We start from the raw sequence: 21,112 nt of genomic DNA, 5'->3' as shown, positions 1-21,112 counted from the left end.
TCTCGCCGAGGCTGTCCAGAGGGCTCTCGGGCAGGCGACGTCGAGCGGGGCTCACTCCGGCTGAAGGCTCTCGGGCAGGGCGACGTTGAGCGCGGCGACGACCGGGCGGCCGTGTTCCGTGCCGAGGCGGGAGACGGCACCCGTGGCGAGCTGAAAGAGCCGCCCCTCGGCCGGGGTCAGCCCGAGGTAGCGGGCGGTGAGGACGCGTAGGAAGTGCGAGTGGGCGACGAGCGCGATGTCCTCCTCGTCCGGAACCTCCTCGGCGGCCGACCGGACGCCCGCGAGCACCTGGTCGGCACGCTGGCCGATCTGGGCGGGGCTCTCGCCGGGGTGCTCGTCGGAGCCGGGGTCGACGCCGTCGGTCCACAGGTTCCAGAAGGGGCGGGTGCGGCGGATCTCCCGGGTGGTGATGCCCTCGTACCCGCCGTAGTCCCACTCCCGCAGCTCGGGGGTGACGCGGGGCGCGGGGAGCCCGGCCAGTTCGGCGGTGCGGCGGGCCCGGATCGACGGGCTGACGAGGGTGAGCCCGATGGTGCGGTCGGCCAGCAGCGGGACGAGGGCGCGGGCCTGGCGCTCCCCGACGTCGGTGAGGGGGAGGTCGGTCCAGCTCGTGTGCTGCCCGGAACGGGACCATTCGGTCTCGCCGTGCCGGATGAGGATCAGCTCGCCCATGGTGGTCCGTTCGCTTTCTGTACAGGTGGTGCGGGTGGGGCCGAGGGGGCCACGTACGGTAAGCCCCTCAGCTGAACACTTTCCCGTGGGGGGACCGCATGTCCGACAACTTTCCGCCTCCGCCGCCCGAACAGCCGGAGCCGGAGCACCGGGCTCCGGTGGGAGCGCCTCCGGCGCAGCCTTCGCCGTGGGCCGCGCCCCCGGGACCGCCGCAGAAGCAGCGTACGGGGCTGATCGTGACGCTCGCCGTGGGCGGTGGGCTCATCGTGGCGGGAGCGGTGGTGGCGCTCGTCCACGCGGCGATGTCCTCGGTCCAGGATTCCATCGCGCTGCCGCCGCGGTCGGAGGCGCCCTACTCGGAGCCGTACGAGGAGGAGCCCTACGAGGAGGACCCGTACGCCGAGGAGCCGATGGACCCCGCGCCGGAGCCCACCATGACCGAACCCGACGCGAAGAAGGACGTCACGGTCATCTCGTGCACGCGGGATCCGCAGATCGGCTGGCAGTCGGCGAAGGTGAAGGTCGTGAACGGCTCGTCCACGAGGGCGAGCTACACCATCATGATGGAGTTTCTCGACAAGGAGGGCGTCAAGGTCGCGGAAGGCGGGGCGGGCGTGGTCGACCTGGAGCCCGGCGGGAGCGCTGTGAAGAAGGCGCAGGGCGTGGGTGAGGTGCCGCGCGGCACGACCTGCCGGATCAGCGACATCTGGCGCACTCCGTCGGACTGACGCGAGGCTTGAGGCCACGGCCGTGGAAACGGCGCGAGGGCCGCGCCCCGGGCATCCCGGGGCGCGGCCCTCGCGCCGTACCACTCGCCGATCAGCTGCGGATCAGGCTGCGGAGCACGTACTGCAGGATGCCGCCATTGCGGTAGTAGTCGGCCTCGCCGGGGGTGTCGATGCGGACGACCGCGTCGAACTCCACACCGGTGTCGGTGGTGACCTTGACCGTACGGGGGGTGGTGCCGTTGTTCAGCTCGGTGACGCCGGTGAAGGAGAAGGCCTCCTCGCCGGTGAGACCGAGGGTCTCGGCGTTCTGGCCCTCGGGGAACTGGAGCGGGAGGACGCCCATGCCGATGAGGTTCGAGCGGTGGATGCGCTCGTAGGACTCGGCGATGACGGCCTTGACGCCGAGGAGCGCGGTGCCCTTGGCGGCCCAGTCGCGGGACGAGCCGGAGCCGTACTCCTTGCCCGCGAGGATCGCGAGCGGGGTGCCGGCGGCCTGGTAGTTCTGCGAGGCGTCGTAGATGAACGACACCGGTCCGTCGGCCTGGGTGAAGTCGCGGGTGTAGCCGCCCTCGGTGCCCGGCGCGATCTGGTTGCGGAGGCGGATGTTGGCGAACGTGCCGCGGATCATGACCTCGTGGTTACCACGGCGCGAGCCGTAGGAGTTGAAGTCACGGCGCTCGATGCCGTGCTCCGTGAGGTACTTGCCGGCCGGGGTGTCGGCCTTGATGGCGCCGGCCGGGGAGATGTGGTCGGTGGTGACCGAGTCGCCGAGCTTGGCGAGGACGCGGGCGCCGGTGATGTCCTCGACCGGGGTCGTCTCCATCGTCATGCCCTCGAAGTACGGGGGCTTGCGCACGTAGGTGGACTCGGAGTCCCACTCGAAGGTGTTGCCGGTCGGGATCGGCAGCGCCTGCCACTGGGCGTCGCCCGCGAAGACGTCCTGGTAGGACTTGTTGAACATGTCCTCGCCGATGGCGTTCGCCACGACGTCGTTGACCTCGGCCTCGGACGGCCAGATGTCGGCCAGGAAGACCGGCTTGCCGTCCTGGTCGGTGCCCAGGGCGTCCTTGGTGATGTCGACCTTCATCGAACCGGCGATGGCGTACGCGACGACCAGCGGCGGGGACGCCAGGTAGTTCATCTTGACGTCGGGGTTGATGCGGCCCTCGAAGTTACGGTTGCCGGAGAGGACCGACGTGACCGCGAGGTCGTTGTCGTTGACGGCCTTGGAGACCTCCTCCGGCAGCGGGCCGGAGTTGCCGATGCAGGTGGTGCAGCCGTAGCCGACGAGGTTGAAGCCGACCTTGTCGAGGTACGGGGTCAGACCCGCCTTGTCGAAGTAGTCGGTGACGACCTTCGAGCCCGGGGCGAGGGTGGTCTTGACCCACGGCTTGCGGGTCAGGCCCTTCTCGACCGCCTTCTTCGCCACGAGCGCGGCGGCGACCATGACATAGGGGTTCGAGGTGTTGGTGCAGGAGGTGATCGCGGCGACGGTGACGGCGCCGTGGTCGATCTCGTACGTCGAGCCGTCGGGGGCCGTCACGGTGGTCGGCTTGGTCGGCACGCCGTTGGAGGAGGCCGGGGCGTCGGAGGCCGGGAAGGACTCCTTGCCCGCCTCCTCGTCGTCCGAGACGTAGTTGCGGACGTCCTGGGCGAACTGCTGCGCGGCGTTGGCGAGGACGATGCGGTCCTGCGGGCGCTTCGGTCCGGCGATGGACGGGACGACCGTGGCGAGGTCGAGCTCCAGCTTCTCGGAGAAGTCGGGCTCGGCCTTCGGGTCCAGCCAGAGGCCCTGCTCCTTGGCGTACGCCTCGACGAGGGCGACCTGCTGGGCGTCGCGGCCGGTCAGGCGCAGGTAGTTCAGGGTCTCGTCGTCGATCGGGAAGATCGCGGCGGTGGAGCCGAACTCCGGCGACATGTTGCCGATGGTGGCGCGGTTGGCGAGCGAGGTGGCGGCGACGCCCTCACCGTAGAACTCGACGAACTTGCCGACGACGCCGTGCTTGCGGAGCATCTCGGTGATGGTCAGCACGAGGTCGGTGGCGGTGGTGCCGGGCTTCAGCTCACCGGTCAGCTTGAAGCCGACGACGCGCGGGATGAGCATGGAGACCGGCTGGCCGAGCATGGCGGCCTCGGCCTCGATGCCGCCGACGCCCCAGCCGAGCACACCGAGGCCGTTGACCATGGTGGTGTGCGAGTCGGTGCCGACGAGGGTGTCGGGGTAGGCCTGGCCACCCCGGACCATGACGGTACGGGCCAGGTGCTCGATGTTCACCTGGTGGACGATGCCGGTGCCCGGGGGGACGACCTTGAACTCGTCGAAGGCGGTCTGGCCCCAGCGCAGGAACTGGTAGCGCTCCTTGTTGCGGCCGTACTCCAGCTCGACGTTCTGGCCGAAGGCCTCCTTCGTACCGAACTTGTCGGCGATGACGGAGTGGTCGATGACCAGCTCGGCCGGGGCCAGCGGGTTGATCTTCGCCGGGTCGCCGCCGAGCTCCTTGACGGCCTCACGCATGGTGGCGAGGTCCACGACACACGGGACGCCGGTGAAGTCCTGCATGATCACGCGGGCCGGCGTGAACTGGATCTCCTGGCTGGGCTGCGCCTGGGAGTCCCAGCCGCCGATGGCCCGGATGTGGTCGGCGGTGATGTTCGCGCCGTCCTCGGTACGGAGCAGGTTCTCCAGCAGGACCTTCAGGCTGTACGGGAGGCGCGCGGAGCCCTCTACCTTGTCCAGCTTGAAGATCTCGTACGACTCGTCGCCCACGCGCAGCGTGCTGCGGGCGTCGAAGCTGTTCGCCGACACGACAGTCTCCTTCTTCAATGTGCGCGTCTACCGCGCCGCGCCTCATTGGCAGCCGGCGCCGCGTTTTGCCACCTACGGCTCCGGCCATCCGCTAAGGTAAGGCTTAGTTAGGTAACCCTTACCGGGCGGCGGCCGTAGTGCGCCTCGGCAGATATCTCGATGTCGAGATAACTCTAGTACATAGCCGCCGCCCGGTCATGCCCAGGTGCCCTGTGACCGCGCCGACACACGGACCGCTTGACGCGCAGCGCTCGACACGGGTGACGGCGCGGAGCGGCGGAGTGGAGCGACGGCGCCTTGACCTTCCAGCCGGGTGGAAGGTTTACGGTCGGTGGCATGACCTCCATGCGGATCTCCCAGCTCGCCGAGCGCAGCGGGGTGCCGGCCACGACCCTCCGGTTCTACGAGAGCGCGGGTCTGCTGTCCGCCGACCGGACCCCCGCCGGGTACCGGATGTACGGCGAGGACGCGGTCGACCGGCTGGCGTTCATCGGCGCGGCCAAGCATCTGGGGCTTGCGCTGGAGGAGATCGGCGAGCTGGTCGGGGTGTGGGAGGCCGGCGCCTGCCGCGATGTGAAAGCCGATCTGCGGCCCCGGATCTCCGCCCGGCTCGCCGAGGCCGAGGTCCGCGCCGCCGAGCTGGCGGCTTTCACCGATTCCCTGCGCGGCTCCCTGGCCCACCTGGACGCACTGCCGGACCGGGCGGGGCGGTGCGATCCGGAGTGCGGGTTCCTGGCACCGGGGGTGGGGGCGAGGACGGGAGCGGGTTCGGTGTCTGCCCGGGCCGCGGTGTCGGGACCAGGCCCGGTCCCGGGACCGGGCTCGTCGACCCCGGGCTCGGGCGCCGTCTCCGGCGGGGCCCGTCGTGCCCAGCCGGTCGATGTCGTCCTGTCGCCCGGGCGGCGGGCCGCCCGGGAGGAGGCGGAGCGATGGCGTACCGCCCCGGTGGCGTGCTCGCTGAGCCGCGACGGGCTGCGCGAGCGCACCGCCCGGTGGCGCGAGGCCGTCACCGGCGCGACCCGGGCCGCCGTACCCGAAGGACTGCGGCTGACCCTGCCCGTCGACCGGGTCACCCGCATCGCCGAGCTGGCGGCCGCGGAGCAGGAGTGCTGCCCGTTCTTCGACTTCCGCATCCACCTCGACGGTCCGCATCTGCACCTGGAGGTCCGCGCGCCCGCCGACGGGGGCGCGCTGCTCACCGACCTCTTCGGCTCCACCGACTGACGCCCCGCCCACCACTCACCAGGAAGCCCTCCACCGTGCTCGTCGCCCGTTCCATCGCCCTGTTCGTCGTCGCCGCGCTGTTCGAGATCGGGGGAGCCTGGCTGATCTGGCAGGGCCTGCGGGAGCACAAGGGCTGTGTGTGGGTCGGGGCCGGCGTCATCGCGCTCGGTCTGTACGGCGTGGTCGCCACCTTCCAGAGCGACGACAACTTCGGCCGCATCCTCGCCGCGTACGGCGGCATCTTCGTCGCCGGGTCGATCGCCTGGGGCATGGTCGCCGACGGCTACCGCCCGGACCGCTTCGACATCATCGGGGCCCTGGTCTGCCTGGCCGGCATGGCCGTGATCATGTACGCGCCGCGCGGCCACTGAACCCCGGCCGCGGCCTGGGGGCGACGTCCTGGCGGCCGTCGGTGCTCAGGACGCGAGCGAGCGCCGCCCGGCCCGCGGGCCCCCAGGCCGGCTTGCCGCCGGGAAGCCCCCGGTCCCCGTTCTGGCCCATGAGCATGAGGAACAGGCTTTTCAGCGCGGCGAGTCCACGGGCGCGCCGGATCGTCGCCCCGTCCGCGTGCGCGTACGCGTCGAAGAACCGTACGGCGGCGCCCTCGGGGAGGACGACCCAGGCGGCCGCGAGGTCCCACGCCGGGTCCCCGGCGAACAGGTCGCCGAAGTCGATCACGCCCGAGAGTGTCCCGGCCGACACGACGACGTTCGCGGGGTGGAGGTCACCGTGCACCCAGACCGGCGGGCCCTCCCACGCGGGGGCGGCGACCGCGTCGTCCCAGACGGCCCGGACCTCGTCGGCCCTGCCGTCGAGGGCGACGGACCGCAAGAAGTGGTCGAAGCCTTCGGTGTACGTGCCCGGGTGAGCGCCCCGGTCCACCACTCCCGGCGCCTCGGCGGGCGCCGCCACGTGGAGCGCCCTCAGGAAGTCCGCCAGGGTGTCCGCCGCGTGGTCGCCGCGGCTGATCGAGGTGCGGTCCAGCGGCTCGCCGGGGACCCACGTCATGATCGTCCACCGCTTCGGGAAACGTGCGGACGGCTCCCCCACCCGCACCGGGCGCGGGACGGGGAGCGGCAGACGCGGAGCGAGGTGGGGCAGCCACCGGCACTCCTTGCGCTGAAGCTCCGGGGCGCGTTCCGTACGCGGCATGCGTACGGCCAGCTCGTCCCCGAGGCGCCACTGCTGGTTGTCCCATCCGCCCGCGACCTCGCGGACGGCCAGCTCCGCGAGGTCCGGATGCTGCTCCCGGAGCAGGTCGCGGACCAGGTCCGCCGTGATCTCGATCTCGGCGGCGGTGCCGGATTCGGAGTCGGAGTCGGTCATGCCGAGCCACGGTACCGGCGCGTGCGCGGCCCGTCAGTCGAGGCAGAACTCATTGCCCTCGATGTCCTGCATCACGAGGCAGGACTCGTTCTCCTCGTCGGCGAGGAGCAGCCGTACGCGCTTCGCGCCGAGCGGCAGAAGGCGTGCGCACTCGGCCTCCAGTGCGGCGAGACGCTCCTCCCCCACGAGCCCGGTGCCGACCCGCACGCAGAGGTGCACCCGGTTCTTGACGACCTTCGCCTCGGGAACGCGCTGGAAGTACATCCGCGGGCCCACCCCCGTGGGGTCCTGGCAGACGAACCCCGCGTCCCGCTTCTCCTGCGGCAGGGAGAGGGAGTAGTCGTCCCAACTGGCGAACCCCTCCGGCGGCGGCGGTACGACGTACCCCAACACCTCGCACCAGAAGTGGGCCACGCGCGTGGGCGACGCGCAGTCGAAGGTGATCTGGACCTGCCTGATCGACGTCATCGGGCCACCCTAGGGGGGGATGCCGTTCGACGGGCATCAGAATTTCCCCGCCGGACGGGTCACTGCACGAGTCGCGACGCGAGCCGCCGTGCGAGCCGCCGTGCGAGCCGCCGTGCAAAAGGAGGGGCGGAATCCGGAGCGCGCTGAAAGGATCACCCCGTACGCAGCCGGCACGCGACGCCCTACTCCGCAGGAGACGCACCCACCGTGACCCGCACCAGCGCCGTTTCGCTGATCCGTTCCCGTACCCTCTCCGGCGTTGCCGAGTACGCCTACGCGGCCACGGCGCCCGCCGGGTCCCGGCTGATCTTCCTCGCCGGTGCGTGCCCGCTCGACGGGCAGGGCGAGACCGTGGCCGTCGGGGACTACGCGGGACAGGCGGCGCAGGCCATCACGAATCTGCGGACCGCGCTCGCCGACGCCGGTGCCTCGGTCGAGGACGTCATCAGCACCCGAGTCCTCGTGGCATCGGCCCGGCAGGAGGATCTCGTGACCGCCTGGCAGGTGGTGCGGGATTCCTTCGGCGAACACGACGTGCCCAGCACCCTGATGGGCGTCACCGTGCTCGGCTACGCCGATCAGCTCGTCGAGATCGAAGCCGTGGCCGCCGTCCTCGACGAGCCGGAGCCCGAAGGACCGGCTTGCCCGCCGTCGGCGTAATGACGGGGTGAGCCTCGTCGCCCCCTCACCCTGAGGCGGGTGAGCGATGCCCGAGCCGCCGACGTGAAGGCCGACGAGAAGAGCGCGGACCGTCTGACGACCCTGTCCGACGGGATCTTCGCCATCGCGATGACCCTGCTGGTCCTGGACCTCCATGTCGAACCGGGCCTGGACAAGGACGCGTTCACCGACGCCGTGCGCCAGGCGCTGCCCGACCTCGGCGCCTATGCCCTGAGTTTCGCGATCCTGGCCGGGTTCTGGCGCGACCATCGGCTGATCGTGCGGCTGGTCCCGCGCTTCGAGGGGGTGGCGCTGCGGTTCGCGCTGCTGTGGCTGGGCGCCATCGCTCTCGTCCCCTTCCCGACCGCCCTGCTGTCCGAGTACGCCGCGCGCCCGCTGGCCGTGGCCGTCTACGCGGGCATGGTCGCCGTCACGAACCTGCTGGAGCTGGCGATGTTCCTTGCGGGCCGGCGGCAGACGGAGCATGCGACGGAGGCCTCCCGCAGCGAAGTGGGCCGGGCGGTCACCGCCGATCTCGCCTCGACCGCCGCGCTCTTCGCCGCGACGGTGCCGGTGGCCTATCTCGTCTCGCCTCCCGCGGCCATGTGGTGCTGGCTCGCGCTGGTCCCGGTCAAGCTCACCCACCGGAAGCGCGCCACCGCCCGCCGGCACGGCCGGGCAAGCTGAGCACCGGCAGGGGCGGGGCCCGGGCCCGTCCCCGTACGGACGCACCGACCGCGCCGTCTCCGCCCGCGCGGGCGACGATGGGGAGACCCGGCGCGCGGAGCCGGTACACACCTGTCACTCGAACGGCACACCCACACAGCATCCTCATCTCATATCTGAGATAGCCTGCCGACATGTCAGACGACTACCTCGCACGTATCGGCAAGCTCATCCGTGACGCCCGTCAGCATCGGGGCTGGACACAGACGCAGTTGGCCGAGGCTCTCGGCACCAGCCAGAGCGCCGTCAACCGCATCGAGCGCGGCAACCAGAACATCAGCCTTGAGATGATCGCCCGCATCGGTGAAGCCCTCGACAGCGAGATCGTGTCGCTCGGGTACGCCGGACCCATGCATCTGCGGGTCGTCGGCGGCCGGCGGCTCTCCGGGGCCATCGACGTCAAGACCAGCAAGAACGCCTGCGTGGCGCTGCTGTGCGCCTCGCTCCTCAACAAGGGGCGTACGGTCCTGCGCCGGGTGGCCCGGATCGAGGAGGTGTTCCGGCTCCTGGAGGTGCTGAACTCCATCGGGGTGCGCACCCGCTGGGTCAACGACGGTGTGGACCTGGAGATCGTGCCGCCCGCGCAGCTGGACCTGGCGGCGATCGATGCCGACGCCGCGCGCCGCACCCGCTCGATCATCATGTTCCTGGGGCCGCTGCTGCACCGGACGGAGCAGTTCACCCTGCCGTACGCGGGCGGCTGCGACCTGGGCACCCGCACGATCGAGCCGCACATGATCGCGCTGCGCCGCTTCGGCCTGGAGATCGCCGCGACGGAGGGCCTCTACCACGCGCAGGTCGACCGGACCGTCACCCCGGACCGCCCCATCGTGCTGACCGAGCGCGGCGACACGGTGACCGAGAACGCCCTGCTGGCCGCCGCCCGCCACGACGGCACGACGGTCATCCGCAACGCCTCGTCCAACTACATGGTCCAGGACCTGTGCTTCTTCCTGGAGGCCCTGGGCGTACGGGTCGACGGGGTCGGCACGACGACGCTCACCGTCCACGGGGTCCCGCAGATCGACGTGGACGTGGACTACTCCCCCTCGGAGGACCCGGTCGAGGCGATGAGCCTGCTGGCCGCCGCCGTGGTGACCGAGTCCGAACTCACCATCCGCCGGGTGCCGATCGAGTTCCTGGAGATCGAGCTCGCCGTCCTGGAGGAGATGGGCGTCGACTGCGACCGCACCCCGGAGTACGCGGCCGACAACGCGCGCACCCGTCTGGTGGACCTGACGGTGCGGCCCTCCAAGCTGGAGGCCCCGATCGACAAGATCCACCCGATGCCGTTCCCCGGCCTCAACATCGACAACGTCCCGTTCTTCGCGGCGATCGCCGCCGCGGCGCACGGCCAGACCCTGATCCACGACTGGGTCTACGACAACCGCGCGATCTACCTCACCGACCTCAACCGCCTCGGCGGCCGCCTCCAACTCCTCGACCCCCACCGGGTCCTGGTCGAGGGCCCGACCCGCTGGCGCGCCGCCGAAATGATGTGCCCGCCCGCCCTGCGGCCCGCCGTGGTGGTGCTGCTGGCGATGATGGCGGCCGAGGGCACCTCCGTACTCCGCAACGTCTATGTGATCAACCGCGGTTACGAGGAGCTGGCGGAGCGGCTCAACTCGGTGGGGGCACAGATCGAAATCTTTCGGGACATCTGACGAGCGGGGTGTCGTGCCCCGTGGGGACTAGTGCACGATGTGGTTCCACAAGGCGAAGCGGTGCTGCGTCTCGGTGCGTGGTCGGGCGCGGTCATCAGATGGCGTCGGGTCCGCCGCATGCAGGAGCAGGTTTCTCCTCCCGCTGGATGGGCGGGTCGGCAGGGCCAACACCTCTGCCCGAAAGGTCTTTTGAGCCCGTGGCCCGGCTGTTGGCGATATCTTCGTACCGCCCGGTCACATTGCCGGGCCGTGCATCGCACGGTGACGCCATGGCATGAGGGACCGGGGGAACGGATGAGCGCAACGCAGCCCGGAGGGGCACCGAACCCGAGGTGGAGGGTCCTGAGGGGCACCACGTTCCGGCTGCTGGGTGCCGCCGTCATCGGGGCGCTCACCGGGCTGGCGGTCTTCAGTCTGACCCAGGTGACGAACCGCAGTCTGTTCGCGATCACCGGTGGTGTGGCGGGCGCGGCGGCGGTGCTGGCGGTCCAGTGGTACCAGCGCACCGCCCGTCTCACCGAGGTGAAGGTGACGGTCCCGCAGCTGAGCGAGCTCACCTTCGCGGTGAACAACGATGCGCGGCAGGTGGCCTGGCAGATGTTCGTGGAGACGGTGACGCGGGTGTCCACCCAGCCGCTCGCCAGCGACCAGGGTGTGGTCCGCGAGGCGCTCAGCTCGATGTACGGGCTCTTCGCGACGACGCGCGAGACGCTCAAGGCCAGCCGCCCCACCGCCACCGTGCCGAGCGGGCAGACCGTGGAGTACCTGGCCATCACGATGCTCAACCAGGCGCTGAGGCCCTTCCTGTCCCAATGGCACCCGCGTCTGCAGGAGTTCGAGCGGGCACACCCCGACGGGCAGGAGTCGGCGTGGCCGGAGAACGCGGCGTGCCGGGCCGCGCTACGGGAGGTCCAGCGGGACATCTACGAGTACGCGATCGGCTTCGCCCGGCTCGCCGGTGTGCGTGAGGCCGAGGCGCTGATCGGGGTCGTTCCCGCTCCCCGCTCGCCCGGAGCCGGTAATGGCAGCGACGACAGGTCCTCGACGGACGGCCTCCCACGTACCCGGAGCTGAGGGGGCGGGTGGGCGCGGACGGCCTGCTCTCGGCGGGGAACCGGGCGTCACCTCGTAGGACTTCTTCCCCGGACCGCAAGGCCCCCCTACGACCGGCAGGGCGCGTCGACGGTCAGATCGGTCAGGTACCGGTCGTGGTCCGCCTTGCTCAGCGGGTCGTCCACGATGCGGCACAGCCTGGCGCGCCAGTCGGCGATGTCGAGGGAGCGGCGCAGAAGGGTCCCGCCGGAGTCCAGGGTGAGGACGTCGCTGCCGGAGCCGGGGGCGAGACGAAGGGCGGGTTCCTCCGCGTCGGTGGGCGGGGTGGGGGTTTCCAGCGGCCACTGCCCCAGGTACTCGCCGTTTCCCGCGTCCCAGAGTTCCAGGCCGCTTCGGGTATCGGTGGTGAAGGCGTGGGCCAGGGTGCGGGCGTCGCGGCTGAAGACGATGTCCTGGGGTCCCGGCGCCTGGACGACGGAGGTGAGGACGACGTGGCCCGTACGGATGTCGAGGAGCGAGACACGGCCGTCGGCGTCCACCGAGGCCAGTCTCTCGCCCCCATGGCTGACGGCTGCTTTCGGGATCCTGAGGGCTGAGGCGAGCCCCCCGGCCGACAGGACCTCCTCGAAGGTGCTGTTGCCCGACCACCTCCATACGTGCACATCGCCCCCGACCGAATCGACGGCCGCCAGGGTCTTCCGGTCGCCGCTCATGGCCAGCAGTTGGAACATGCCGTCCCCGGGGAGGAGGACTTGCTTCACGTTCCAGGTCCGGGTGTCGATGAGGAGAACGCCGCGGGACCAGGCGGTCACCACATGGATGTCGTCCGGCAGATAGAACAGACGCAAGCTCTGGCCCGACTCGGGCTCATAGTCGTCGAAAGCCTTCTCCTCTCCCACCTGTTCCCCGGTGCGGGGGTCCCAGGAGGAGAACACGCCCTGGTCGACCACGGTGACCCGGCTGCCGTCGGCCGTGGCGGCGATCGCCGAGTCCTGTTCGTGGAGCGGGCGGGGGATCCGGCCCAGTCTCCGGAATCCGCCGGAGCCTTCGGATACGGTCCAAAGCTCCGTACCCTCCGGTCCGGACCGGTGGGCGACCCCTCCGTCGGTGCCGAACTCCCCCGCCTTCAGGCGTTCCTGGTTCGGCAGGGTTCGGTGAAGGCCCGCTCCGTCCGCGGAGAAGAGCGAGACGGCCCCGTCACCGGACCCGGCGGCCACCCAGCGGCCGTCGTCCGAGGCCGCGACGCTGCTGACGGCCCAGCTGAACGAGCCCAGGGTGCGCAGCGGGCGCAGCTTCGAGTCCAGGACGGAGACCTGCTTTCCCTGGGCGGCCACGAGCGGACCGGAGCCGTCCGCCGGGAGGACGGCCCGTTGCAGCGAACCCGTGGCCGAGGCGAGCCGCTCGCCGGTGGAGAGATTCCAGAGTTCCGCCTTCTCCTTGTCCGTCGAGCCGAACAGGGCCGTATCGCCGCTGCCTGGGAGGGTGATGGAGCGGGCCTCGGCCGGGATGTCCGGCAGCCTGCCGTCGCTCTTCCACTGCCGGGTTCGCGGATTCCATGTGCTGAGTTCGCCCCGGGAGGCGTCCAGTGCCCTCAGGAGACGGGAGTCCGCGGAGAAGGAGAGCCGAAGATCCCCCTCGGCCCGCCGGTGATCGACGCGCTCGCCGGTGCGTACGTTCCAGACGGTGAGGTGCTGGGTCTCCTCCTCGCCGGGTGTGTGGTACGTGGCCGCGATCCATCGGGCGTCGCGGGACAGCGCGTAGGCGTGCAGGTGCCTGAGCGCCTGGGCGAGATCCTCGCCCTCGCTCGCAGTGATCGTACGGAGCAGCTTCCCTCGCTGGACGTCCCAGATCTGGATTCGGTTGTAGGCGGTCTCCAGCATCAGGATCCGGCCGTCCGCACTCAGCTCCAGTGCTCCTCCGCCCAGGGCCCATCGGGCCTTGAGGGACTTCATCGCCCGGCCCTTGCGGATGTCGTAGACCTGCACGCCCCCGCCCTGTTCCGCCTCACCGCCGAGGTCGGAGAAGTAGGCCAGTGTGCTGCCGTCCCCGCTGACGGCGACCTGGGTGGCGGCGGCGCCTCCCGAGCCCATGTAGTCGGCCGCGGCGCCCAGACCGCCCAGCAGATGCCGGGCGACGCTGCTGTTGGCGTCCACCGCCCGGGCCAGCGCCCGCGTCGACTCGCTGGTCGGCGCGGCCTCCCGCGCGTACAGGGCGAACTGGGCGGCCTTCCGCGGGTCCGCGTCCGCCAGTTCCATGGAATGGGCCGCGAGCGCCTGCGACGCGGAGACACGGGCCCGGTCCAGAGCCTCGCCACGTTTCTGCCAGGCGTAGCCGCCCGCGGCGAGGGAGGTGACGAGGAGCAGCGAGAGGACGGTGACGGCGCCCCGGAGGAGGCGGAGGGCGATGCGACGCTGCTGGAGGTCCTCGCTGTCCAGTTCGTCCTTGCCGCGGCCGTGCAGGGGTGCGGCGAGGGCGGCGACCGCGCTTCTGAACTCCGCCTGGCGCAAGGAGTACTTCCGGCTCCGGCGGACCTCGACCAGATCCACCCAGAGGGGTTCGGCCCGGAACACCCCTTCGAGCATGCGCGGCAGCGCCGTCGTCCGGGACCAGTCGAAGTCACCTGCCGCCGGATCCCAGTGGACGGTCCCGGAGCCGACCGCGATGAGGATGCGGTCCGGCGACCGGTTGTCCAGCCAGAACCGGATCTCCTTCTGGACCCAGCGCGAGGCCGCCGCCTCGGGTGAGGCGAGGTAGATGAAGTACCGGGACCGTTCGAGCTCACCGAGGATGGACGACCACAGGTCGTGGTTGGCGGAGAGGCTCGTGGTGTCCCGGAAGACGCTGAGCACCTGACGGCGTGTCCAGGGCCGGGCGAGTCTGTGCATCCCCCGCTGCAGGGCCTGCGCCAGCTCCCGGTCGCGCGCATGGCTGTACGAGATGAACCCGTCGCGTTCCATCGACCCTTCCCCCCACGTGCCCGGCGCCCCGATGCTTCCGGCGCTCCCCCGTCCGACAACTCGCAGGATGGCACGTGGGGTTCGGTGTCACGGCAGGTTTACCTCGGTGTGCTCCCCGCTCGTGACCGCAGCCGGTCGCCGACCATGGTCACCACCGCCTCCCAGGCGTCGTCGATGAAGAAGTGGTCGCCCGGGAAGGCGGTCAGCTCGAACCGGCCCGTGGTGTGCCGTTGCCAGGCGGCGACCTCGCCCAGGGTCGCGTCCTCGTCCCGTTCGCCGCCCAGAGCGGTGATCGGGCAGGTCAGCGACGGACCCTCCCGGAACGCGTAGGTCTCCGACGCGGTGAAGTCGGCCCGCAGCATGGGCAGGAGGAGTTTGCGGAACTCGGGGTCGGTCAACGCGCCTAGCGTGCGCGGCCGTTCGCTGAGCCTTGTGAGGAACTCCGTGTCCAGCAGGTGGTGAAGTGTCTCCTCGCGCAGGGGGAGGTCGGGAGCCCGGTGGCCCGACACCAGCAGGCGGGCCGGCTGGATGCCGTGCTCGGCCACCAGTCTCCGGGCGCACTCGAAGGCGAGCAGCGCGCCCAGGCTGTGGCCGAACAGGGCGATCGGGCGGTCCGACGGGCTCGTCAGGTCGGCCAGTCGGGTGCGGACGTCGGTCAGCAGGTCGTCCCAGCGGTGGCGGGGCGGCTCGCCGATCCGTTCGCCGTGACCGGGGAGCTGCATGGGGCACACCTCGATGTCCGGTGACAGGTACCGGCGCCATAGGACGTACGTCTGGGCGTTGCCCCCCGCGTAGGACGCCGACAGCGAATCGGCGGTCCAGGAGGCCCTGGCCAACCTGGCGGTGGGCAAGACCGTGATCGCGATCGCCCACCGGCTGCACACCATCGCGGGCGCCGCCCAGATCCTCGTACTCGAGAACGGGCGGCTGGTCGAACAGGGCCGCCACGAAGAACTCCTCGCGCTCGACGGGCTGTACGCCCGCATGTGGGCCGCAAAGGAAGGGGTGCTCGCCTGATCCGCCGCCTGTACCGACTCTGGCCGAATCCGAAACTGCTGGCCCGGCTGTGGCTGCTGACCGCGGCGCAGGCGGTGCTCCAGGGTCTGCTGCTCGCCCTGCTCATCCCGATCCTGGACGCCGTCGTGCGCCCCGAACCGGACATCGGCGCGGCCACGACCTGGCTGGTGCTCGGCGCGGTGGGCGCGGCGGTGTACGCGGTCCTGAGCATCGTCGCCACCCCGGTGGGCTTCGCCGCGGCGGGCGCGCTCGCGGCGCAGCCGCGCCGGCGGCTGATGCACCATGTGAGCACGCTGACGCTGGGCTGGTTCACCGCCGAGCACAAGGCCCGGCTCGCGCGGGCGGTGACCGCGGACGTCGGCAGCGCCGCGCATCTGGCCGTGACGATCGGCGGGCCCGTGATCACCTCGACGCTGCTGCCCGCGACGGTCGTCGTCGTGACGTTCACGGTCGACTGGCGGATGGCGCTGCTGCTGTGCGCGGTCGCCCTGGTCGCCTGTCTGGCGCTGCGCCGTGCCGCGCGGATCTCCGAGATCGCCGAGATCGAGCTGGAGCGGGCGGCGGCCGGGGTCGCCGGCCGGGCGATCGAGCTGGGCCCAGCCGGTCCTGCGGGCCGCCGGGCACGCCGAGGGCACTCCCCGGATGCGCGCCGCGCTGGAGGACCACCGCGAGACGTACCGGGAGGGCATGCGGCGCGCGCGGCAGCCCTTCTTCGTCTTCACCGGTGTGATCATGGCCGGTTTCGTCGCGTGCTCGCCCTGACCGCCGAGCTGATGCTCAGCGGGCGGATCGAGGCCGCCACGGCGATCGTGCTGCTCGTCCTGGCCGCCCGTTTCCCGGAGCCGCTGGGCAATCTCATCGAGCTCATCGGCGCCCTGCGCGCGTTGGGGAACCAGATCGCGCGCATCGAGAAGCTGTCCTCCACTCCGGCGCTGCCGGTTCCGGCCGAGCCGGTGCGGCGGATCGACGAGGCGGAGGTCGAGTTCGCGAACGTCACCTTCACCTATCCGGGCGGCGACACCCCCGCGCTGCGGAACGTCTCCCTGCGCTGTCCGGCGGGCAGCACCACCGCCCGCGTCGGGCCGTCGGGGTCCGGGAAGACGACGGTGACCCGGCTCATCGCCCGCTTCTTCGGCATCGACTCGGGCAAGCTGCGCATCGGTGGCGTCGATGTGCGCCGACTCGACCCGACCACCCTGCTCGACGAGATCGCCATCGTCTTCCAGGACGTCTATCTGTTCGACGTCACCATCGAGGACAACCTGCGGCTGGCCCGCCCGGAGGCCACCTGGGACGAGTTGCGGGAGGCGGCCACCGCGGCGCGGCTCGACGAGGTGATCGAGCGGCTGCCCGCCGGCTGGCAGACCCGGGTGGGTGAGGGCGGCGCGCAGCTGACGGGCGGCGAACGCCAGCGCGTCGCGATCGCCCGGGCGATGCTCAAGCGGGCGCGGATCGTCCTCGTCGACGAGGCCAGTTCCGCTCTCGACCCGGAGAACGAGGCGGCGATCACCCGGGCCATCGCGAACCTGGGCGCCGACCCCGACCGTACGGTGATCGTGATCGCCCACCGCCCCGCCACCCTGGAGGCCGCCGACCTGGTGGTCTCACTCGACGGGGGCCGGGTCGTGGAGTCCGGGACCCGGGAGGAACTGCTGCGCACGGGTGGGACGTTCGCGCGGCTGAGTTCACCGTACGAACGGGCGCGGCACTGGCGCATCGCCGGTGGAAGTCACTGACCGGTAGCCACTGACAGCCGCCGGCCGGGGTTGCGCCCCGACGGGCGCGTCACCGAACCGTTCCGCTGCCGGCGGTCCACAGCCAGGAGCGTCGACGGCGCGGTTCAGACGTCGGAACGCAGATAGCGGTGGGCGAGGTCGGTGATGTCGGCGATGAGCTCGTCGGCCATCCGGTCGATGTCATCGGCCTCGTGGTGCAGCAGGGCATGGGTGCCGCCGTACCAGGCGCTGTGGATCAGCAGCGCCGCCATGGCGGGGTTCGGGGCGTCCGCCGGCGGATCGGGGCGCTCGGTGATGAGCCGCCGGAACGCCTCGACATGCGCGTTCTCGGGGCTGACCTGGATCTCCGTCCTGGCGTTGATCGGTGTGTGGCCGTACAGCACGTCGTGCAGTTCGGCATGTTCCACATAGGCGCGGACCGCGTCGCTGAGCCAGGCGTCCACGCGTCCGGTCCAGTCGTCGGCGGGCAGGTTCTGCACCGCCGCGTGCTGCCGCTCGACCAGCCGGTCGACGAAGCGGGACTGCACGGCGAGCATGATGTCGCGCTTGGAGCTGAAGTGCAGATAGAAGGTGCCGATCGCGACGCCGGCTCGCTCCGTGATCTCGTCGATCCGAGCAGCATCGACTCCCCGCTCGGCGAAGACTCCCTCGGCCGCGTCCAGGAGGTCGGCGCGCCGCTCCTCGGCGGGTTTGGTTCGCGGGCGGCCAGGGGTGATTCGGCGCACACTCATGCCACGGAGATTACGTGTGGGGCGGGGGCGCACCGGCGATGGGGTGGCCCTCGCGCACCGTCGGGTCCGCGTCGGATCGACCGCAGGTGTGCACGTCATCGTGGGGCACCTGACCGGCACCAGACCGCCACCGAACCGGCCGCAGCCCCTCAAAGCGCTTTGTTTTCTGCTCACTTGTGAGCGAAGAAGACTCACCGTTGTGCGATCGGTGTGCATTTTTTCGATGCTTTACCCATCCGAAGGCGCGTCTTACGGCATAGGATCATGCCGCGCGTGCCCCGGGGGCCCCTTCCGTACCACCAGCCTCACTCCCCCAACGGCACGCCGTCGCCGACACCCCCACCGGACCCCCACAACCCGTTAACAGGTATCCGCGTGTCACCGATACTCAAGCCCGGTTCCGGCTATGGAGCCGCGCAGTGAAAATCAATCGTCGCCTCGTCCTCCTCGTCACCGCACCGCTCACCGTGGCCGTCGCCTTCTCCGTACTGGCCCTCGCCCCCGCGACCAATCAGGCGCTCCAGGCAGGACGGCTGACCTCGATGGTCGAAGTCGCGGAGCGGGCGAGTGAGTTGACCTACCGGCTGCAGCGCGAGCGAGCTGCCGCCACCGCCCTGGTCTCCGAGCAGGGAGACGCGGAGGAGTTCCGGTTACGTGCGGAGGAGACCGACCGGAGCATCGCCGGATTCCGCAGCCGGGCCGAGGGGCTCTCCGCCGTACCGGGCAGCGCCAGGGGCGCTCTGGACCGTATCGAACGGTTCGCGGAGGAGATGCCCGGGCTGCGCGCCCAGGTCCGCTCGGGAAGCAGCACCGTCTCCGCGCTCGCCTTCGGCTACCGGATCGTGATCGCCGACCTCAACGGCTACCGCGACGGCATCGCGCAGGCCGACGGCGTCGACGCCGACATCGCGGACCGGATCCGCGCCGCGGCCGCCCTGTCCGAGGCCGCCGAGCACACCGCCCAGCAGCAGGTCACCGTGGCGAGGGCGCAGGCCGCGGGCGGGTTCACGACCGCCTCCCAGCGGACCTTCGACGCCGGCCGGATGGGCTACACCGAGTCGATCGGCGCCATGTTCGACCTCGGCCCGGGCGCCTGGCGGACCTGGCTGGAACGCACCCTGTCCGGGGCGCAGGCCCTGGAGGCCCGGCGTCTTGAGGACGAGATCGGGCGCACGGGCACCGGCAAGGACATCACGGTCACCCCGAAGGAGTGGCAGAAGGCGGCCAACGACCGCCAGGAGCTGCTGCGTTCGGTGGAGAAGCGGGTCGACGCGGCCGTGCGCGCCCAGGTCTCCGACGTCCGCACCACCCTCGTCTGGACGGCCGGGGCCGAGGTCGCCCTGGTGGTGCTGACCCTGGTCGGCGTCGTCGTGGTCGCGATCCGCCTGGGGCGCGTCATGATCCGGCGGCTGCGCGATCTGCGCAACGCCGCGCACGAGGTCGCCCACTCCGGGCTGCCCACGGTGATGAACGAGCTGTCCCAGCCCGGCGCGCTGCGCGGCGCGACGCCCGAGGAAGTGGCCCGGCGCACCGGTGACCCGGTCAGGACCACGGGTCAGGACGAGATCGGCGAGGTCGGTGAGGCGTTCAACGCCGTCCATCACGAAGCCGTCCGACTCGCCGCACAACAGGCGCACTCGCACGAGCAGTTGGCCGAGACGCTGGTCGGTGTCGCGCGCCGGGGCGCCCGGCTCACCGCGGTCATGGTCTCCGAGCTGGACACCGTGCAGCGGGACGAGGCCGACCCGGTACGGATGAAGACCCTCTTCGCTCTCGACCACCTCGCGGTGCGCATGGAGCGGAACACCAACAACCTGTTGGTGCTGGGCGGTTACGGGAACGCCCGGGTCCGCTCGGCCGATGTGGGGTGCTCCACCGTCATCGTGGCGGCCGCGCAGCAGATCGAGCGGTTCGACCGCGTCTCGCTCGGCGTGATCGAGTCGGGCATCGGCATCACCGCCCGCGCCGTCCACGACGTGGCGCACATCCTGGCGGAGCTGCTCGACAACGCGACCCGGTACTCGCCCCCGGACAAGCAGGTCGGGGTCGCCGTCTGGCGGCTGTGGGACCGGGCGGTCGTGCAGATCGTCGACGAGGGGGTGGGCATCACGGCGGAGCGGCGCGCCGTCCACAACGCCGCGCTGCTCGAACCGCAGGCGGGCATCGGCGACGTGCGGTCCATGGGGCTGCATGTGGTGGCGCGGCTCGCCGCGCGCCACGGCATCGTTGTCGAACTGCGCGACTCCTCGGGACCCGGCACCATCGCCGAGGTCACGCTGCCCGCGAAGGTGCTGGCCCTGGACTTCACGGAGGACCGGGGGCCGTCGCAGGGCGACCTCGGCAACGATGTCGGCTACGAGACGCCCCGGCCGATCACACCCCCGGGACAGCAGGGGCGCGGGCAGTCGGCCCGGACGGGGGAACGGCCCGGCCACCACGGCACCCCGGTCGGCGCGGGGATCGGCGCGGGCGCCGGTACGGGCGTGGGCGCGGGAATCGGTACGGGCATGGGTGCGGGGATCGGCGTTGCCGGGGCCGGTGCACCGGCGGACGGCCACGACCGGGAAACCCCGCCCGGCCACGAGAGGCCCCGCGACGACGGGCAGGACGGCGGCGCGCGGGATCGGGGACACGGCACGAAGCCCGCGCCGCGCCCCGCGCACGACGAGCCGGTGTCGCGGGTCGCGGGTGTCAGTTCCTCGGGGCTGCCCCTGCGCCAGCGCCGAGCGCCCCAGCAGTGGCCCGCCGCAGGCCGACGGGACGGCGGCGAACAGCGCCCCGGCACCGGTGCCCCGCGGCCGTCGCCCCGCCGCCGGGACTCCCGGCAGGTCTCCGACGTACTGGCGGCCTATGCCCAGGGGATCAACAGAAGCACGAACCACCGGGGGCGTTCCGCCCCGGACGACCACACCGAACGGACCGAGAAATGACCACCTCCTCCGACCTGAGCTGGATCCTGAGCGACTTCGCCGGGCGCCTCCCGGAAGTCACCCAGGCGATAGCCGTGTCCGTGGACGGACTCGCGCTGGCGTACACCGGCGTGGAACGCGACGACGCGGAGCGGCTGGCCGCCATCGCGTCCGGCGTCGTCAACCTGCTTTCCGCGGCAGCCCAGTTGACCGCCACCGACCCGGTGGAGCACAGCCTCACCGCGATGGAGGGCGGCTACATGTTCTCGATGGCGGTCTCCAGCGGCGCCTCGCTGCTTGTCACCACCACCAGGGACGCGGACATCGGCGAGGTCAGCTACATGATGTCCGAGCTGATCAACCAGGTCGGCGATTCGCTGTCGCCGCAGGTCCGCGACCCGAGCCTGCCGCCCGCGCGCTGAACACCCCCTCCCT

Annotated in this window: 17 protein-coding genes and 1 pseudogene; 11 read left to right on the top strand and 7 right to left on the bottom strand. The window is 71.3% G+C overall.

From position 1 onward, the window contains the following. Positions 1–51: 51 nt before the first annotated feature. The gene (locus tag WQO_RS27765) at positions 52–672 is read right to left on the bottom strand and encodes a histidine phosphatase family protein (protein ID WP_010059438.1); all 621 of its coding nucleotides are present in this window, start codon (positions 670–672) and stop codon (positions 52–54) included. 98 nt (positions 673–770) lie between these two features. Here WQO_RS27765 and WQO_RS27760 point away from each other — a divergent pair, with 98 nt between their 5' ends. Next, positions 771–1,400 (top strand): hypothetical protein, encoded by a 630-nt coding sequence (locus WQO_RS27760; RefSeq protein WP_029182183.1) that lies wholly within the window; start codon positions 771–773, stop codon positions 1,398–1,400. A 91-nt stretch (positions 1,401–1,491) separates the two neighbouring features. Here the strand turns inward: WQO_RS27760 and acnA are convergent, their stop codons facing one another. After that, positions 1,492–4,206, bottom strand: a complete 2,715-nt coding sequence (gene acnA, locus WQO_RS27755; RefSeq protein WP_010059442.1) for an aconitate hydratase AcnA — start codon at positions 4,204–4,206, stop codon at positions 1,492–1,494. 336 nt (positions 4,207–4,542) lie between these two features. On the opposite strand from acnA, the gene WQO_RS27750 reads away from it, so the two are divergent. Beyond that, entirely contained in the window at positions 4,543–5,430 is an 888-nt protein-coding gene (locus tag WQO_RS27750) for a MerR family transcriptional regulator (protein ID WP_010059444.1), read from the top strand. Positions 5,431–5,465: 35 nt separating this feature from the next. After that, positions 5,466–5,801 carry a YnfA family protein gene (locus WQO_RS27745; RefSeq protein ID WP_010059445.1) on the top strand — a complete coding sequence of 112 codons (336 nt, stop codon included), beginning with the start codon at positions 5,466–5,468 and terminating at the stop codon, positions 5,799–5,801. Here the strand turns inward: WQO_RS27745 and WQO_RS27740 are convergent. After that, a complete protein-coding gene (locus WQO_RS27740) occupies positions 5,776–6,756 on the bottom strand; it encodes an aminoglycoside phosphotransferase family protein (RefSeq protein ID WP_010059447.1) in 981 nt (326 codons plus the stop codon). The genes WQO_RS27745 and WQO_RS27740 overlap by 26 nt on opposite strands. A 33-nt stretch (positions 6,757–6,789) precedes the next feature. Next, positions 6,790–7,224, bottom strand: coding sequence for a VOC family protein (locus WQO_RS27735; protein WP_010059448.1), 435 nt, complete (start codon positions 7,222–7,224; stop codon positions 6,790–6,792). 207 nt (positions 7,225–7,431) lie between these two features. Here WQO_RS27735 and WQO_RS27730 point away from each other — a divergent pair, with 207 nt between their 5' ends. The 4 genes from WQO_RS27730 to WQO_RS27715 all read left to right on the top strand — a co-directional run bounded on the left by WQO_RS27730 (position 7,432) and on the right by WQO_RS27715 (position 11,348). Then, positions 7,432–7,884 (top strand): RidA family protein, encoded by a 453-nt coding sequence (locus tag WQO_RS27730; protein WP_010059449.1) that lies wholly within the window; start codon positions 7,432–7,434, stop codon positions 7,882–7,884. 39 nt (positions 7,885–7,923) lie between these two features. After that, complete coding sequence (locus WQO_RS27725; protein WP_010059450.1) at positions 7,924–8,571, top strand: TMEM175 family protein; 648 nt, start codon at positions 7,924–7,926, stop codon at positions 8,569–8,571. Positions 8,572–8,744: 173 nt separating this feature from the next. After that, positions 8,745–10,274 (top strand): helix-turn-helix domain-containing protein, encoded by a 1,530-nt coding sequence (locus tag WQO_RS27720; protein WP_010059451.1) that lies wholly within the window; start codon positions 8,745–8,747, stop codon positions 10,272–10,274. A gap of 294 nt (positions 10,275–10,568) precedes the next feature. Further along, positions 10,569–11,348, top strand: coding sequence for a hypothetical protein (locus WQO_RS27715; RefSeq protein WP_010059452.1), 780 nt, complete (start codon positions 10,569–10,571; stop codon positions 11,346–11,348). An 86-nt stretch (positions 11,349–11,434) separates the two neighbouring features. On the opposite strand, the gene WQO_RS27710 is transcribed toward WQO_RS27715, so the two are convergent. Next, positions 11,435–14,284, bottom strand: a complete 2,850-nt coding sequence (locus tag WQO_RS27710; protein ID WP_010059455.1) for a toll/interleukin-1 receptor domain-containing protein — start codon at positions 14,282–14,284, stop codon at positions 11,435–11,437. Between the two features lie 98 nt (positions 14,285–14,382). Beyond that, positions 14,383–15,120 (bottom strand): thioesterase II family protein, encoded by a 738-nt coding sequence (locus WQO_RS27705; protein WP_237274228.1) that lies wholly within the window; start codon positions 15,118–15,120, stop codon positions 14,383–14,385. On the opposite strand from WQO_RS27705, the pseudogene WQO_RS35375 reads away from it, so the two are divergent. Together WQO_RS35375 and WQO_RS27700 are read left to right on the top strand one after the other, a co-directional pair. After that, positions 15,080–15,301, top strand: a pseudogene (locus WQO_RS35375) (ABC transporter ATP-binding protein); the annotation flags it as partial. The gene WQO_RS27705 and the pseudogene WQO_RS35375 overlap by 41 nt on opposite strands. Next, a complete protein-coding gene (locus tag WQO_RS27700; RefSeq protein WP_010059461.1) occupies positions 15,271–17,037 on the top strand; it encodes an ABC transporter ATP-binding protein in 1,767 nt (588 codons plus the stop codon). The pseudogene WQO_RS35375 and the gene WQO_RS27700, both read left to right, overlap by 31 nt. Positions 17,038–17,141: 104 nt before the next feature. On the opposite strand, the gene WQO_RS27695 is transcribed toward WQO_RS27700, so the two are convergent. After that, a complete protein-coding gene (locus tag WQO_RS27695; RefSeq protein WP_010059462.1) occupies positions 17,142–17,768 on the bottom strand; it encodes a TetR/AcrR family transcriptional regulator in 627 nt (208 codons plus the stop codon). A 419-nt stretch (positions 17,769–18,187) separates the two neighbouring features. Between WQO_RS27695 and WQO_RS27690 the strand changes: the two genes are divergently transcribed. Together WQO_RS27690 and WQO_RS27685 are read left to right on the top strand one after the other, a co-directional pair. Then, positions 18,188–20,698, top strand: a complete 2,511-nt coding sequence (locus WQO_RS27690; protein WP_010059463.1) for a sensor histidine kinase — start codon at positions 18,188–18,190, stop codon at positions 20,696–20,698. Continuing rightward, the gene (locus WQO_RS27685) at positions 20,695–21,099 is read left to right on the top strand and encodes a roadblock/LC7 domain-containing protein (RefSeq protein ID WP_010059464.1); all 405 of its coding nucleotides are present in this window, start codon (positions 20,695–20,697) and stop codon (positions 21,097–21,099) included. The genes WQO_RS27690 and WQO_RS27685 overlap by 4 nt, the downstream gene beginning before the upstream one ends. Positions 21,100–21,112: the final 13 nt, after the last annotated feature.

It is taken from the genome of Streptomyces globisporus C-1027 (genome assembly GCF_000261345.2).
Taxonomy (GTDB): Bacteria; Actinomycetota; Actinomycetes; order Streptomycetales; family Streptomycetaceae; genus Streptomyces; species Streptomyces pakalii.
The sequence above is the reverse complement of the archived record's forward strand: the minus strand, read 5'-3'. Positions and strand labels throughout refer to the sequence as shown.

What these genes read in the sequence shown, in the direction of transcription:
- WQO_RS27765 (WP_010059438.1), bottom strand. Translation starts at nt 672, where the DNA reads ATGGGCGAGCTGATCCTCATCCGGCACGGCGAGACCGAATGGTCCCGT.
- WQO_RS27760 (WP_029182183.1), top strand. Translation starts at nt 771, where the DNA reads ATGTCCGACAACTTTCCGCCTCCGCCGCCCGAACAGCCGGAGCCGGAG.
- WQO_RS27750 (WP_010059444.1), top strand. Translation starts at nt 4,543, where the DNA reads ATGACCTCCATGCGGATCTCCCAGCTCGCCGAGCGCAGCGGGGTGCCG.
- WQO_RS27740 (WP_010059447.1), bottom strand. Translation starts at nt 6,756, where the DNA reads ATGACCGACTCCGACTCCGAATCCGGCACCGCCGCCGAGATCGAGATC.
- WQO_RS27735 (WP_010059448.1), bottom strand. Translation starts at nt 7,224, where the DNA reads ATGACGTCGATCAGGCAGGTCCAGATCACCTTCGACTGCGCGTCGCCC.
- WQO_RS27720 (WP_010059451.1), top strand. Translation starts at nt 8,745, where the DNA reads ATGTCAGACGACTACCTCGCACGTATCGGCAAGCTCATCCGTGACGCC.
- WQO_RS27715 (WP_010059452.1), top strand. Translation starts at nt 10,569, where the DNA reads ATGAGCGCAACGCAGCCCGGAGGGGCACCGAACCCGAGGTGGAGGGTC.
- WQO_RS27710 (WP_010059455.1), bottom strand. Translation starts at nt 14,284, where the DNA reads ATGGAACGCGACGGGTTCATCTCGTACAGCCATGCGCGCGACCGGGAG.
- WQO_RS27695 (WP_010059462.1), bottom strand. Translation starts at nt 17,768, where the DNA reads ATGAGTGTGCGCCGAATCACCCCTGGCCGCCCGCGAACCAAACCCGCC.
- WQO_RS27685 (WP_010059464.1), top strand. Translation starts at nt 20,695, where the DNA reads ATGACCACCTCCTCCGACCTGAGCTGGATCCTGAGCGACTTCGCCGGG.